Source organism: Pseudomonas sp. MS646 (genome assembly GCF_036693845.1).
GTDB classification, from domain to species: Bacteria; Pseudomonadota; Gammaproteobacteria; order Pseudomonadales; family Pseudomonadaceae; genus Aquipseudomonas; species Aquipseudomonas chlororaphis_E.
The window spans coordinates 1,313,381-1,327,038 of record NZ_CP144763.1 but is presented as its reverse complement, the minus strand read 5'-3'; the positions used below and the strand labels follow the sequence as shown (position 1 = coordinate 1,327,038).

The following is a 13,658-nucleotide window of genomic DNA, read 5'->3' as shown; positions in this document are numbered from 1 at the left end:
TTTCACCCAAAGAGTCGATGTTTTTGCGCGCAGCATTGCGCATTCATTTCGCTCAAAGGCGATGACTCGAGGCTCACGGCCTTCACATGATTCAACGTCCCGCATCGGGAACATTTGATCTGGAGTTCGGTGTTCTCGCCCACACGGGCCAGAAGTCGTTTGCAGTGACCGCACCTGAAATCCTTCAGCATGGAAAGCCCTCCATTGGCGGCGGTGATGTGTTGAACGCGCCTCACGGCGCAGGCATTCCAAAAAGCCCGGTTGCCCAGGCTTTTCAGTAATGCGCTTGATCTTTCGGCGCGACTGGCGCGGTACGGATCCATTCAAATTGTTCCTCCGACCGCGGCCCCTGCCCGCCGGATAACTGCTTCTGGTGCTTTACGCTGCACACCCGGGCCAGTTGCCAACCCTCTGAACCGTTGAGGCCGGTTCATCGCTGCCTGTTTGGTGAAACTAAAGAGCGGTTGTCGCCAGCCGCTTTGTCGAGCGGCTTGGACACAGGTTATGCATGTATGCATATACAGTCAATGCACAAATGCATTTATTTATGCAGCATAAATGCACCAACGCATCAAAGGCCAGCGAATGCAGGGCTCAGAGGGTTTTCGGGAGCGAAAAAAAACCCGCACAACGGCGGGTTTTATCTGACAGGGGAAGGGTTAGCGGGCGTACATGCCCCACCAGAAGACATGGCCAAGAATGACGATCTGCTCTTCCTGCATGTCCTGGAAGCTGTAGTCCTCATCCGGATGTTCATCGCGATTGAAGCTGCGCAAGCGGATACCGGTGGGCAGTCGATAAAGCTGTTTGACCCGCAGTTGGCCATTGTGATTGATGGCGTAGAGGTCGCCGTCGACGATGTCGCCGATGCTGCACCGAGCCACATTCACCCCGACCGTGGCGCCGTCGCGCAGCACCGGCAACATGCTGTTGCCGCGTACCGTCACGCATTTGGCCTGGTCGAACTGCACGCCGTTATGGCGCAGGCTGCGCTTGCCGAAGCGCAGGCTTGAGCGCTCGCTCTCTTCGATGACGAATCTTCCTGATCCAGCAGCCAATTCAACCTCACGCAGAAAAGGGACCGACACCTCGTCTTCCTCGACGGGGGTCTCGTCGTCCCACAGGCTTATGTCCTTGAGCTCGGCATGGGACTCGTCGCGACGACTGCCGCCGGCAGCGGCCACATCCGCGCGCCCGCGCAACTGGTCGGTGCTCACGGAGAAGTACTCGGCGATCTTCGAGATGTGTTTATCCGAAGGATCGACGATCTTGCCGCTGAGGATCCGCGAGAGGGTGGACTGGGGCACGCCAGTACGCCGGTGAAGCTCCGTGGGGGAGATCCCGTGCTGGTCGAGCAGTGCTCTTAATACGGTCGAAACGTTGCGTTTTTGCATAATGCGCATAGTGCTTGTTCTTTTTGCAGAAAACAAATGCTGTTTCGCATAAATATGCAATTGCAGCCTTTGCATTCATTGTGGCGAGGGAGCTTGCTCCCGCTGGGTTGCGAAGCAGCCCCCCTTTTGGGAGCGCTTCGCACTCAAGCGGGAGCAAGCTCCCTCGCTACGGAATCGCCCTACATACCCTTAGGAAAAGGCTCCGCCCCCGTCCTTCAAATGCGCGGCACCAGGCTACATCGCCTTGCGCCTCGGCCTACAACTACGCCAGAATCCGCCGGCTCGTCCACCTTGGATCCCATCGGTACTTTAGTTCTCGTCACTGCCCATCAGTGATCGGGTTTAGTCGCTCGGTACTCCAAGGTGCTCACTGCTCCATTAGTCAGGTATCCCATCCCTGTACTTGATGGTGGCTGTGCGCAGGGCGCCCTCGGGCGCGCCGGTTCCTTGGATCCCCGGTCGACTAACCTGCGTACAGCTGCCACCCCTCGTTTAGTCGCGAGTGTGTGGTGGCTCAACTCCAAGGATCCATAGAATGCCGAAGAACACTCCAAATCTCCCTGACGATCACGTCTCCCGCAGCCAATCGGCCAACGCCAAGAAACTCGACGAAGCCGCCACCCGCACCCTGGACTATTACCTCGAACCAAAAGCCGACAAAGAAACCTGCGACACCCTCGACACCCTTTTCATCATCGCCCCGAACATCGATGCCGAGTGCCTGCTCGCCAACCTCAGCGAAACCCTGGCCTCGGCCAACGTCATGGTCAGTGACCTGGCGTTCGACCTGGAGGGCTCGCGGCGACATATCGCGCCGGGGGGCCAGCAGATGATTGAGCTAGGGCAATTGCTGGCGAATCGGGCGTTGGATGTGGTTGAGGTGAGGTAGGCATTCATGATGCAGTCCCGGCGAGGGGGACGTGCCCCTCGCCACGGGCTCGCCCACATCATTAAACAGTACTAGGCCGCCTAGCTCGGCTCAGACAGCAGGCATTATCGAGAAGGAGCTGGATTAATGACGGACGATGCCGATTCACGTAACCAGATAATGACACCAGCGGAGCAAGACGCTTGTGAAAGCGCGTTGCGCTTCGCTCGATCCAATAAAAAAATAATTGCGAGAAGACTCACAGATAAGCTGATTTATCCGCCAGAAGAGGCACCAGTATCAGTTTTCATGGCAGGCTCTCCGGGCGCAGGTAAAACCGAGGCCTCCATAGCCTTGGTGAATCTATTTGCGGATGCAGCCATCCTACGCATAGATCCCGATGAGTTGCGAAGCGAGTTTCCCGCGTACACGGGAGCAAACTCCTGGCTTTTTCAGGGTGGCGTGTCGATTCTGGTCGAAAAAATATTAGATTTTGCGTTAGACCAAAGGCAATCCTTCATCCTCGACGGAACGTTTTCCAACATAGACGTAGCAAGACGGAACGTAGATCGCTCCTTGAAAAAAGGCCGATTCGTACAGATTTTGTATGTCTACCAATCTCCGGTGCTTGCATGGGGATTCGTCAACGCTCGTGAAGCGGCTGAAGGCCGGAGAATTCGCAAAGAACACTTCATCGAGCATTACTTCGCCGCACGTGACGTAGTGAACGCGCTTAAGCTAGAGTACCAAGGCGACGTGCATGTGGATCTATTGCTCAAGCATATCGACAACTCGGGACGACTTTACAAAGCTGGTGTCGATAAAATTGACTACCATATCCCTGAGCGACACACGCGGGCCGACCTAAAGGCCACGCTCGGGCCACCATCAGGAGCGCACCTATGATCTCGATCAAGCTAGGCTTGACTAAAGGGGCCAAAAGCACCTTTGCCGATTTCATTCGCAATGCAAAATCGGACCAAAAGAAGCGTGTTTACAGCGAGGTTTTGATTGAAGCTACCAAGCAGCAAAATCAGCTGATGATGCAAGCCGAGGCGAAACGAACCTAATATCCGGATTTTAAGAGAAGCCCGACCAAGCGTCGGGTTTTTTATTATCCCCAGCTCATGCTCCGTAAGGCGATTGCAAGCACTCCGCTGGCAGGAAATACCCCAGGCTCAGAAAACCAGCTTTACCAATGCGATGGAAGACGCTCATCCCTGGGTCCCACCAGACCGCCCATGTTAACCTTGCGCCCATCGCGGAAAAGCCGGGCCGATGCCCCTCCTTTTGCCCCACACCTTTCAACGAGCTTGCCTGACACCGATGAATACAGCCGTGAACGACCTGTCCTCCCACACGCCGATTGTGCTCGGGTATGTAGCGGTTTTGGCGAGAAAGGCCCGTGTTTCCTGGCTGTAACGCCAGCTTTAGCCCCCTTGCACAAATGCATAACTGGCATTGGATGGCATGATTTGGCGTACGGTTTGCCCCATTTTCGCCCCATTTGGATCAATGATTCGATACGTATCATCAATGCGTTAAAAAGACCGACAAGGGAGGGTTCCGATGTTCCGCTTATTTCTTTCTGGTTGCCTGATAGGCTTATTAGGCTTGCTTCAAGGTTGCTCTAGCGGCCCATCACTAGACCATCAGCCTTATTATCGAGGGCCGGCAGAAGCAAGCAGCGACACTGCAACAGTCTACGTTTTTCGTCCGTTTCACAGCGCTGCTCGCCGCGTGACCCTGCATATAACGCTTGATGAGCAGCAAGTGGCAGAGTTACCTTCTGGTGGTTATCTAAAACTTCAAGTGACTGAGGGCACTCATTTATTTGAGGCTAAAACGCCCCCGTTAGGCGGTTCCTTCATTGGAGACCGTTTCAATCTCACCGTCAAAAAAGGTCATGTATACTTCATCGCCGGCGAAATTCTTGAAACCCGCCCTTCTGACGATCAGACGCTCGGTATTGTTAAGGATGGACTCTTTGGTGGTGAGCGGCTTTTTTTCCGCTGGGCTATGGTCCCCCATGCACTGGCTGAGAAGAGGATGAGTTTTTGCCGTCTGGTGCCCCCTACCCCAATTTAGAACTTTGTAGTGATTGCCAAGTGGCAACAGACCCGCTTAAGAATCCCTATCTCCTAATACGGACAGGGATTCACCTCCTCTACTCAGCAAGCCAATGATGGATTGGGCATAGCCCTCCCCCAAGACCCCAGCCAGACTGGCAGATTCGTTGAAACTTCCTCGCTTTGTAGCAATTTCTAAGTAACCTGCAATTTACTCACAGGTCCGCAACGGATCGCGCCGATGCGGAGTGCCCTCTTAAAATAGGTAATCACCCCTAAGTCCAGATGAGCTCGCCCGGCCCGGCCGATCCTGGGAATTGCAAACCTATGCTGCTGATGGAATCGATGACCGCACAGATCAAGCCGGTCACGTGGGCGCGGACCTGCTGTAGATAAGAGTCATCAATAGACGTGGCGAAAATTTTCAGCTTTCTATCGACGAACATTGGCACCGACTTGCCTTCGCCATCCGGCGGCTGCCAGGAACCGTGGCACAGCACGTTGCGTAACTGTGCTGCACATTGCAGGTCCGCTATCAACTGCTCAGGATTATGGACTGGCAATTCATGGTGTTTTCGCAACGCGTTGTCGTACGCAGTGATAAGTCCGCCGAGAGGATCGGACAAGGCTCGCTCAAGCTGACCCAACCATTTGCCGTACGCTTCTTCCAGCTCATCCAGAGCATACTTGCGCGTGGCGGTCAGGGCGAAGATAGCTCGGCCCAGTACTTGCTCCAAGAAGCCATAGGTGGCAACGGTACGACCCAACTGCTCCCAGAATTCGTCCGAGTGTCGGTGAGTTGGGTAGTCGGCCGGCAGTTTTTGTTGATCGATTCGGTAACGCTTTTGGATCATCGTCTTGTTCCTGCGCTGTTAGCCGATGTGGTTCTCGCCTTTCCCAATTCAGACTGACTTCGCGTCCACTTTGTGGTGAGTCAATGAAACTGACCGGAGGGTGCATAGATAGCTGCAATTTCAGCTAGTCTCAACGCACCAAGCCCCCTAGGACAGTATCGATGCCAGATTTGTCTGAAGCCAATATAGCTACAGCCGACGCGCTCACAATTCTGCTGCACAATCAGCACGCCATATGCGCAGCAATCGAAGAGCTGACCAAATGGCTGTCTGAAAATGAAGCTGGCTGTGTCGCCGCAAGCGCAAATGCGGCCATGGAAACGCTAGATACAAATGCTCAACAAATCACTGACGCCATAATGAAGCTTAGGCAGCTATAGCATCGACGCTTCGCTGCATGCCTTTCTCAAAGCGAGTCCTGAAGATAGCTGACTTGCCAGACCTTTCATTACGTCTATCTATGGCCCTTTAGCCGTCACAAACCTAAATTCTTCTTATTCACACTATCATCTTGCGGCTGTCACTTGTCGATTCCTGCAGAGGCATGCATGATGTGGTTTTGCCACCACCTCTTCGCTTTTTATCACTGGGGACCTGGGTGCTAAACAGAATGTGCTGGACGCCCCCTTCTAGCTTGACACTTACGATGCAAGGCGCTTAATCATCAATCTGCTTCATCCACAAAGGATACTAAAATGGCTAGTAACTACAAAGACAACATGGAGTTTGAAGCAGAAGTAAGAAGAATTGCAGAGGTCATTTGGAGTTTAGAACCTGGCGAGTGCCAGCCTAGTCACTACAGCGATAATCCTGTTGTGCAAGAACTGGACGGCCTAGCAAGATTAAGAGACTGCACACATCTACTCATGGTAACTACCAGCACAAAGCTAGACAAGGTAAAGAACGACGTAAAAAAGTTGGGCGCGGCGGAGACGGTTGAAAAGAAAAAAAATCCAACTGTTTCCAAATGGCTTATAACCCAACGTCAGTTGGATGCAGAACATATAGATCATGCCAGAAAAAACAACGTGCAGGCATTAACCTTTGAACAATTCCAACGCAGGTTTTTTGACGGCCGAACCTATCTAAGCAAAAGGACGGTTGCAGCCTTCGGCTCCGCTCGCGACCCTCATACAGATTCTATCACTATAGGAGACGACACCTATGTGCCGCTCCCTATGAGAATTGTTCATACCAACATCCACCAATTACTTAAACAAGTTTCTAAAACTCCTCCTATCGACATTCAAGGAATAGCCTCTCAGATTCTTGATGGGAACACTGTGGTTCTGGTTGCTCCGTTCGGTTCTGGCAAAAGTCTTACCACGAGAGAGATATTCAAAGAGCTTGGCGCCAGACACAGAAAAGATCCATCATTGAAAGCCCCAATCACTTTAAATCTCAGAGAGCATTGGGGACAAGATTACAGCGACGAAATGCTAGAACGACATGCTAGATCCATTGGATACACACCAAGAGAAGACTTAGTGATCGCTTGGCGCGCAGGCATGACGGATCTTTTACTAGACGGCTTTGATGAAGTTGCCTCACAGACAGTGATAAGAACCGACGACAAAAACTTCATGAAGGATGCGAGAAAGAAGGCTTTGCAAGGGGTGCGGGACTTTACCAGCAAAACGCCCCAAGGCACGGGGCTATTTATATGCGGACGAGATCACTATTTCGACACTTTTCAAGAGCTGACCTATACATTAGGGATCGGGCAAAAAAATCATATTATCGTCCAGCTTGATGAGTTTACTGAAGAAGGCGTTGACGAGTTTTTAAAGAGGAATGGAATTTCTCACCAACTTCCAGATTGGCTACCCCGAAAGCCGCTTATACTGGCATATTTAGCGGGCAAAGATTTAATTCAAGAAATTATATCCATCGACTCCTCCCAAGGTTTTGGATATGCATGGGATACTTTTCTTAATCGCATCTGCCAACGCGAAGCTTCACTAGAAAAGTCCGCTATAGATCCCGTCACCCTCAGAAACGTCATGGAGCGACTCGCTAACATTGTCCGCTCTAAATCTTCGGGCACAGGCCCGATCACCGGGAGTGACTTGTCTGAAGCCTATAACGTCGAGACGGGGCAAGCGGCAGGCGAAGGAGTACTTGCTCATCTTCAGCGCCTCCCGGGCTTAACTCAGCGAGATAGTGATCCAGGTTCGAGATCGTTCGTAGACGAAGACATGCTAGCCGCACTCCAGGGATCCGCTTTCGCAAGAATGATATTAAGCGAGGACTCATCTAGATTTAACCCTATATCAGAGATTTCCGACAAAGCAATTTCAATGGCATCTTATATCCTACAAAGTCAAGAGACCCTCCCTGAAACATTGATATCAGTTAGTGAGCGCTTGACTCGTAGCAAACACACCGACAAAGGTATATCTCAAGTTGTCGCTGACTGCTCAATGATTGCAATTCACATGGCCTCTGTACAAGAGCAACCATCGATAAATTTTCGTGGTTTAACAATTGATTCCGCATGCCTAGGAAAAATCAACCTAGAGGACATAATCATTTCCGACCTAGAAATAAGAAACTCAACAATAAAAGAAGTAGTGCTACCTGCAAGCATCAATGAGCACAAGATAAAGTTTTATAATTGCTTGATTACCAAAATTTCAGGCGTAGCCAACCAAAGCGCCCTACCATTAGAGAATTTTTCCGCCTGCGATGTTGGCGAATATGACGACATGTCCACCAACAACGCAGTAATGAAACTTTCCATCTCACCGCAACTTAAAGCGCTCCTTTCAATTCTTAGAAAATTATACAAGCAAGCCGGCGCGGGTCGAAAAATCACGGCACTGAGCAGAGGCATGCCCAGCGCCGAGGTTGCACAATATATCAACCCGATACTTAACCTTCTAGAAGCGCACAAATTTATAACAATATTTAATAAAGTTGTTCATCCTGTCAGAAAACAAGCCAGTAGAGTCGAGGTAATCTTGAACGCCCCAACATTCAATAATGACTTGCTAGTTGAGGATGTAAAGAAACTTTAGACTCATAAGGCTACCTGGCCTTCGCGCAGGAATATCAGCAGGTGTCGTGAAAGAGCCTGATAATCTTTCACGACTCTTATCATATTTAGCCGCTGCGGGCAGGAAAGCGAGGCTGTGGTTGTGCTCTTTTTTAAAAGCACCTACCTACGAATCCTACTTGCATTCCACTCGCCACAGGTCGTTAAGACACGTGGTGTAACTTTTACTCATCATATCCCTACGCATTCCCCAGTCGGGATTCGCTGGCACGTTCGCCGAGCGAAGTGTACCCCTACCCCATCGCCCGTTGATCTGGTCCAGCACCGCCATCAGTTTCGTAGCATCGGTAGGCTGCGAGGTGGCAAACAGGTCGTCGGTGTATTCCCCTTGCTGACAAAGGTTCATCAGCAACACTTCAGCCTTGCTGTACTTGAAGCCCGGCCGAAACACTCGATCAAGCGCGTCCACCGCAGCCTTGGTCAGCAAGCGAACATCGTCGGTGGGGTACGGCATGTCAATCAGAACACCGTTGGCGTACTTCGCCTCCTCCGGGTTGAACATGCCGGTGCGGATGCTGACGCGGATCTTTTTGCAAAGCGACCTCTGCGCCCTGAGCTTTTCCGAGGCGCGCATCATGTAGGTGGCCACCGCTTCTTTGATCGGTGCCAGCTCCGTGAGCCGCTTACCAAACATCCGGCTACAGCAGATCTCCTGCTTCGGCGGATCCGGCTCATCCAATTCTAAGCAAGGCGTGCCGGCCAGCTCGCGGGCGGTCTTCTCGATCACAACGCTGAATTTCTTGCGTAGCGTCCACGGGTCGGCCTTCGCCAGGTCCATCGCGGTCCTGATGCCCATGGCGTCTAGGTGCAGTTTCATCTTGCGACCGACGCCCCAGACCTCGGACACGTCGGTATTGCGCAGCACCCAGTCGCGCTTGAACGGGTCGCAGATGTCGACCACGCCGCCCGTTTGCACCTGCAGTCGCTTGGCCGTGTGGTTCGCCAGCTTCGCCAGGGTCTTGGTGTGAGCGATCCCTACCCCGACGGGAATACCAGTGCAGCGTAGCACATGGCTGCGGATCCTGCGGCCGAGGGCATCGCGGCCGTCGATGCCGGTGAGATCCGCAAATGCTTCGTCGATGCTGTAGACCTCGACGGCAGGCACCATCGATTCAATAAGGGTCATCACGCGCTCGCTCATGTCGCCGTAAAGTGCGTAATTCGAGGAGAACGAGACGATGCCGTGTTTCTGCAGCTTGTGCTTGATCTGGAAATACGGCTCGCCCATTTTCACGTAGGGCTTGGCGTCGTAGCTGCGGGCGATCACGCAGCCGTCGTTGTTGCTCAGCACCACGATGGGCACGCGGGCCAGATCCGGACGGAACACTCTTTCGCAACTGGCATAGAAGCTGTTGCAATCGATCAGAGCGAAAACTGGTTGGGCTTTAGACATGGCTGCGCACGCTGCAGGTGATGACGCCCCAGATGACCAGTTCGTCGCCCTCGAGCACGTACCTCGGTGGGTACTTTGGGTTCTCCGACAGGAGAATCACCTCCTTCCCACGGATGCAAAGGCGTTTGCAAACGGGTTCGTTGTTCAGCAGAGCCACGACGATGTGTCCATGCGCAGGCTCCACCGCACGATCCACGACGGCCAGGTCCCCTTCAAAGATCCCAGCGCCCTGCATGCTCTCTCCAGCAATGGACACCAGGTAGACATGCGGGGCACGAATGTTCAGAACCTCATCCAGTGAGATGTGCGCTTCGATGTGGTCCGCCGCCGGAGACGGAAAGCCGGCGGGCACTCGAAACGAACACAAGGGCAGCTTCAAGCCACCTTCTGCAATAGGACCTAGAATTGAGAAGCTCATGACGCATGACACCCAAATACTGTACGAACATACAGTTAACTTTGTACAAGGTTGGCGGTCAATTTTGTATAGGAAAAATCTGACAGGCGGGACAGCTCATGTGCGGAAGATTCGTGCAGTACGAAGGAATGGCGGTGTTTATGGAGGAACTGGGCCCTCAACTGCCATTGTTCGGCGGGTACGATGCGGAGCCAATCAGCCGATACAACGTGGCTCCGACAACCCGCGTGCAGATCCTGCATAGCACGGAGGCAGGCGTTCACATCACACCAGTGAGGTGGGGCTGGGCGCCCTTTTGGGCGAAGGGGAAGCGTCCGGACCCAATCAACGCCAGGATCGAGACTGTTACGACGGGAAAGTTTTTCAAACAGCTTTGGCCGGCCGGACGCGCACTAGTGCCCAGCGAGGGCTGGTATGAGTGGGTCAAAGACCCAAATGACCCGAAAAAAAAACAACCCTACTTCATCAGATTGAAAGATCAGAAGCCGATGTTCTTTGGAGCGCTCGCACAGGCCCGCCCAGGGCTGGAGGAGCAAGACGGTGACGGTTTCGTAATCATTACCGCTTCATGCGACCAGGGCATGCTGGACATCCATGATCGCAGACCGCTGGTGTTAGCACCTGAACAGGCACGAAACTGGCTGGATCAGGATCTCAGTCCAGCAAAAGCGGAGGAGATAGCGAGGGACCGTTCCCGGTCGGAAGCCGATTTCGAATGGTATGCCGTTGGCAAGGAGGTGGGTAACGTCAAAAACCAGGGAGCACAGCTGCTGCTGCCCTGGCGTTCAGAAGGAAGCTAAGCCTGACTACGTTGATCCAGGAGGCGGGCCGCTTCAGGAAATCCCACCCATCGTGCATTCTGGTCCAACCCACGCCCAGCCAGCACCACGCCGGCCCAGTGGTTGAGATCGACCTCTCCGCGTGCCACCGATGCCAGCAGCTCGGAGGGAAGGATGGTCAAGTATTTGTCGGCGGTTTCGATTTCCATGGGCTTGGTCCTTCGTTTGTGTGACCACAGTAACGCTCCGGCGTAATTACACAGCAAGCGGATCTGATCAAGAGCGACAACCATCAAAAAAGCCCTCCCAGCGCTGCCGGCTCCCAGTTCATGATCACCAGTTCGCCACTGAGCTCGGCCTTACCCTGACGCTGGTTCGTGTTGCTATACCGAATGTCCAACGTCTCAAAGTGAAAGCCCTCGAACACCCGCCGAATGTCCGGGTGATCATTGATACTGACCATTACTTTGCCCTTGCAGCGGCGCATAAAGTCAGCCATCCGCTCATAGTTTTCGAACGGGAAATCCACGCCATAACCAGCGGTCTGCCAATACGGCGGGTCCATGTAGTGGAACGTATGAGCGCGGTCGTAGCGTTCAGCACAATCAAGCCAAGGGAGGTTTTCTACGTAGGTGCCGGACAGCCGCTGCCATGCTGCCGAGAGGTTCTCCTCGATCCGTAGCAAGTTGATAGCCGGGCCAGTGGTCGCGGTGCCGAAGGTCTGCCCAGTGACCTTGCCGGCGAAGGCATGGTGCTGCAGGTAGAAGAACCGCGCGGCGCGCTGGATGTCGGTGAGGGTTTCGGGACGGGTCATTTTCTGCCACTCGAACACCTGGCGAGAGCTGAGTGCCCATTTGAACTGGCGCACGAATTCTTCCAGGTGGTTCTGCACGACGCGATAGAGCGTCACTAGGTCGCCGTTGATATCGTTCAGGACTTCGACGGGGGCGGCCTGGGGTCGCATGAAGTAAAGCGCGGCGCCGCCGGCAAAGACTTCGACATAGCATTCGTGAGGCGGGAAAAGCGGAATGAGGCGGTCGGCTAGGCGGCGCTTGCCGCCCATCCAAGGGATGATGGGTGAAGACATTGATAGCAAGACCTTTACTGTATGAATAAACAGGTGCTAGGCTCGCGGCGCTTTGTGCACGAAGCGGGAGCCTTGGCTGGACTTGCAGGACGATTCTGCAGTTTCAGTGACCACTTCCATGTTGACGCATGGAAGTGGTCGCTCTTTTCACATGAGGGAATAAGGGAATATGAAGGTTCTAAATACAGTCTTGGTGTTAGCGCTCCTTTCTCAAGTAGTTGCATGCGTAAGCAAGCCTTCGAGTGCGTACGAAAGCGGATGGACAGAAAACACCAACGAGGACGCTTACAGCACCTGCGGGCGCTATCGTTGGGACAATAAGTTCAAGGAGCCTGCGGTGCTACAAAGACTCGTAGCATCAGGCACGCTGACCAGCTCACAAGCACAACGTGCTGAAGCTCAGGACGTCCGCGTTGGCGATCCAGAATGCCTAGCCTACGCCGCCTATGGTTTGAACCGAGCCAAGATTTCTTTTTATAAAAATACAAAAGGTCAAGTCACTGAAAAAACCGCGACCTACCTTTGTTTCAACAATCAACCGAACTGTTCAGGCGTCCGTGTTCATTTCGCCGATGGAAAAGTCTCCCGTATCAGCGCGGTGAGTGAGTAGTCCATTACTGCGGTCCATCAGGCGTTAATAGACCCCGTGCGTAGGCCTGACAAGCCGCCAGGGCAATCAGCCCCCGGTCGCCGGCATCGGTGATGCTGATAATTCGTTGAGCATGCGCCGGGTCAAGTCGGGCGCGTGTGGCTCCATGAACCACGCCGCCGGCGCTGGCGGTGGCTGGCACTGCACAGCCGTTGGCGGCATCGGAGGCGTCGAGTAGGACTGACAGCCGGACATCAGAAGTAGCAAGGCGATCACGCAGGCGATCCTGATCACGTTGGGCATGGGTAAGGGCTCGATAGTGGGTTTGCTCATTGGTGGCCAGCCGCTGCTCCAGGGCTAGGCGCTTGTCCTGCTCGGCGCGCTGCAGCGCGGTGGAGGCCAGGGTTAGTTGGTTGAGGGTTTCGGTGTGGAGTCGGGACTGTTTTTCAAGCTGCAGGCCGTATCGCCAGTCTTGAACCTTCCAGGCGACGGCCGCCGAACCGGCGACCAAAGCGAACAACAGAATCCCGGCAACCAGCACGCGGTATTGCAACGGGATCAGGTCGACGAGACGCATAACACCGCCCTCGCCCGTTCCCAAAGCTGCAGACGATCCTGCAGGCCATTGAGCCCGCCGTTGATTTTCCGGGTGATCGTTTCGAACTCATCACGGTCAGCCAGCACGTTCAACTCCCTGACCCACCAGAACCATGCAGCCGACTCAGCCGCCCACTGGGGCAGCTCCAGCAGTTCGGGCGTGCGCAACAGACGCTCGTCGCCGAACAGCGCCAAGCTGCAGCGCAGGTAGTTGTTACGACCCGTCACCTGGATCAGGCCGCGACCGCGATAGCGCTGGCCATCTCCGTCGGGCTCGGGGGTGTTCCCGAGTTTCGAAGCCAGCGAACCGGTGTCGTATTTGCTGAGGTATTGATCGCCGCCCAGCTCCCGCACGTACTGCAGTTGGCCGGACTCATGCCCAACCTGGGCCAGGAATGCCGCCTGCCGTTTAGGTGTATCAATCTGTCGGTGGGCCATGGCGGCGTTCAGCGCCGATACAAAAACGCCCGCTTGGCGGCGGGCGTTGGGCATGATCCGTTGTAGTTGCTGCTCGGTGATAGACATGGGGGGCTCCAAAAAAAAGCCCGCTCG

18 protein-coding genes are annotated in these 13,658 nt (G+C 54.0%); 9 read left to right on the top strand and 9 right to left on the bottom strand.

Annotation, left to right across the window (positions count from 1 at the left end; translation table 11 throughout):
• Window positions 1-2 precede the first annotated feature (2 nt).
• Window positions 3-143, bottom strand: a complete 141-nt coding sequence (locus V3H56_RS05775; protein ID WP_234408009.1) for a Com family DNA-binding transcriptional regulator — start codon at window positions 141-143, stop codon at window positions 3-5.
• On the opposite strand from V3H56_RS05775, the gene V3H56_RS05770 reads away from it, so the two are divergent.
• Window positions 87-281 (top strand): hypothetical protein, encoded by a 195-nt coding sequence (locus tag V3H56_RS05770; protein ID WP_234408041.1) that lies wholly within the window; start codon window positions 87-89, stop codon window positions 279-281. The two genes, V3H56_RS05775 and V3H56_RS05770, sit on opposite strands and share 57 nt — an antisense overlap.
• A gap of 378 nt (window positions 282-659) precedes the next feature.
• On the opposite strand, the gene V3H56_RS05765 is transcribed toward V3H56_RS05770, so the two are convergent.
• Window positions 660-1,394 (bottom strand): XRE family transcriptional regulator, encoded by a 735-nt coding sequence (locus V3H56_RS05765; RefSeq protein ID WP_042729841.1) that lies wholly within the window; start codon window positions 1,392-1,394, stop codon window positions 660-662.
• 535 nt (window positions 1,395-1,929) lie between these two features.
• Here V3H56_RS05765 and V3H56_RS05760 point away from each other — a divergent pair.
• From V3H56_RS05760 to V3H56_RS05745, 4 genes are all read left to right on the top strand, one after another.
• On the top strand, window positions 1,930-2,283 hold the full coding sequence (locus V3H56_RS05760) for a DUF6124 family protein (RefSeq protein WP_047737026.1): 354 nt from the start codon (window positions 1,930-1,932) through the stop codon (window positions 2,281-2,283).
• 159 nt (window positions 2,284-2,442) lie between these two features.
• Entirely contained in the window at window positions 2,443-3,168 is a 726-nt protein-coding gene (locus tag V3H56_RS05755; RefSeq protein WP_042729846.1) for a zeta toxin family protein, read from the top strand.
• A complete protein-coding gene (locus V3H56_RS05750; protein WP_168199556.1) occupies window positions 3,165-3,332 on the top strand; it encodes a hypothetical protein in 168 nt (55 codons plus the stop codon). Before V3H56_RS05755 ends, V3H56_RS05750 begins: the two co-directional genes overlap by 4 nt.
• A 499-nt stretch (window positions 3,333-3,831) precedes the next feature.
• Window positions 3,832-4,350, top strand: a complete 519-nt coding sequence (locus tag V3H56_RS05745; RefSeq protein ID WP_338474336.1) for a hypothetical protein — start codon at window positions 3,832-3,834, stop codon at window positions 4,348-4,350.
• Window positions 4,351-4,606: 256 nt separating this feature from the next.
• Here V3H56_RS05745 and V3H56_RS05740 read toward each other — a convergent pair whose 3' ends face one another.
• Window positions 4,607-5,185, bottom strand: a complete 579-nt coding sequence (locus V3H56_RS05740; RefSeq protein ID WP_338474335.1) for a hypothetical protein — start codon at window positions 5,183-5,185, stop codon at window positions 4,607-4,609.
• A 161-nt stretch (window positions 5,186-5,346) separates the two neighbouring features.
• Between V3H56_RS05740 and V3H56_RS05735 the strand changes: the two genes are divergently transcribed.
• Entirely contained in the window at window positions 5,347-5,565 is a 219-nt protein-coding gene (locus tag V3H56_RS05735; RefSeq protein ID WP_338474334.1) for a hypothetical protein, read from the top strand.
• A 315-nt stretch (window positions 5,566-5,880) separates the two neighbouring features.
• The gene (locus V3H56_RS05730) at window positions 5,881-8,205 is read left to right on the top strand and encodes a hypothetical protein (protein WP_338474333.1); all 2,325 of its coding nucleotides are present in this window, start codon (window positions 5,881-5,883) and stop codon (window positions 8,203-8,205) included.
• A 153-nt stretch (window positions 8,206-8,358) separates the two neighbouring features.
• Here V3H56_RS05730 and umuC read toward each other — a convergent pair whose 3' ends face one another.
• A complete protein-coding gene (gene umuC, locus V3H56_RS05725; RefSeq protein ID WP_338474332.1) occupies window positions 8,359-9,636 on the bottom strand; it encodes a translesion error-prone DNA polymerase V subunit UmuC in 1,278 nt (425 codons plus the stop codon).
• Window positions 9,629-10,054, bottom strand: a complete 426-nt coding sequence (locus V3H56_RS05720) for a S24 family peptidase (RefSeq protein ID WP_338474331.1) — start codon at window positions 10,052-10,054, stop codon at window positions 9,629-9,631. Before V3H56_RS05720 ends, umuC begins: the two co-directional genes overlap by 8 nt.
• Before the next feature lie 98 nt (window positions 10,055-10,152).
• Here V3H56_RS05720 and V3H56_RS05715 point away from each other — a divergent pair, with 98 nt between their 5' ends.
• Window positions 10,153-10,854 carry an SOS response-associated peptidase family protein gene (locus V3H56_RS05715; RefSeq protein WP_338474330.1) on the top strand — a complete coding sequence of 234 codons (702 nt, stop codon included), beginning with the start codon at window positions 10,153-10,155 and terminating at the stop codon, window positions 10,852-10,854.
• On the opposite strand, the gene V3H56_RS05710 is transcribed toward V3H56_RS05715, so the two are convergent.
• Complete coding sequence (locus tag V3H56_RS05710; RefSeq protein ID WP_338474329.1) at window positions 10,851-11,042, bottom strand: hypothetical protein; 192 nt, start codon at window positions 11,040-11,042, stop codon at window positions 10,851-10,853. The two genes, V3H56_RS05715 and V3H56_RS05710, sit on opposite strands and share 4 nt — an antisense overlap.
• Before the next feature lie 83 nt (window positions 11,043-11,125).
• Window positions 11,126-11,920 (bottom strand): DNA adenine methylase, encoded by a 795-nt coding sequence (locus V3H56_RS05705; protein WP_338474328.1) that lies wholly within the window; start codon window positions 11,918-11,920, stop codon window positions 11,126-11,128.
• A gap of 169 nt (window positions 11,921-12,089) precedes the next feature.
• On the opposite strand from V3H56_RS05705, the gene V3H56_RS05700 reads away from it, so the two are divergent.
• On the top strand, window positions 12,090-12,530 hold the full coding sequence (locus tag V3H56_RS05700; protein WP_338474327.1) for a hypothetical protein: 441 nt from the start codon (window positions 12,090-12,092) through the stop codon (window positions 12,528-12,530).
• A gap of 4 nt (window positions 12,531-12,534) precedes the next feature.
• Here the strand turns inward: V3H56_RS05700 and V3H56_RS05695 are convergent, their stop codons facing one another.
• Both V3H56_RS05695 and V3H56_RS05690 read right to left on the bottom strand, forming a co-directional pair.
• The gene (locus V3H56_RS05695; protein ID WP_338474326.1) at window positions 12,535-13,086 is read right to left on the bottom strand and encodes a lysis system i-spanin subunit Rz; all 552 of its coding nucleotides are present in this window, start codon (window positions 13,084-13,086) and stop codon (window positions 12,535-12,537) included.
• Complete coding sequence (locus tag V3H56_RS05690; protein ID WP_175360445.1) at window positions 13,068-13,631, bottom strand: glycoside hydrolase family 19 protein; 564 nt, start codon at window positions 13,629-13,631, stop codon at window positions 13,068-13,070. The genes V3H56_RS05695 and V3H56_RS05690 overlap by 19 nt, the downstream gene beginning before the upstream one ends.
• Between the last annotated feature and the right edge of the window lie 27 nt (window positions 13,632-13,658).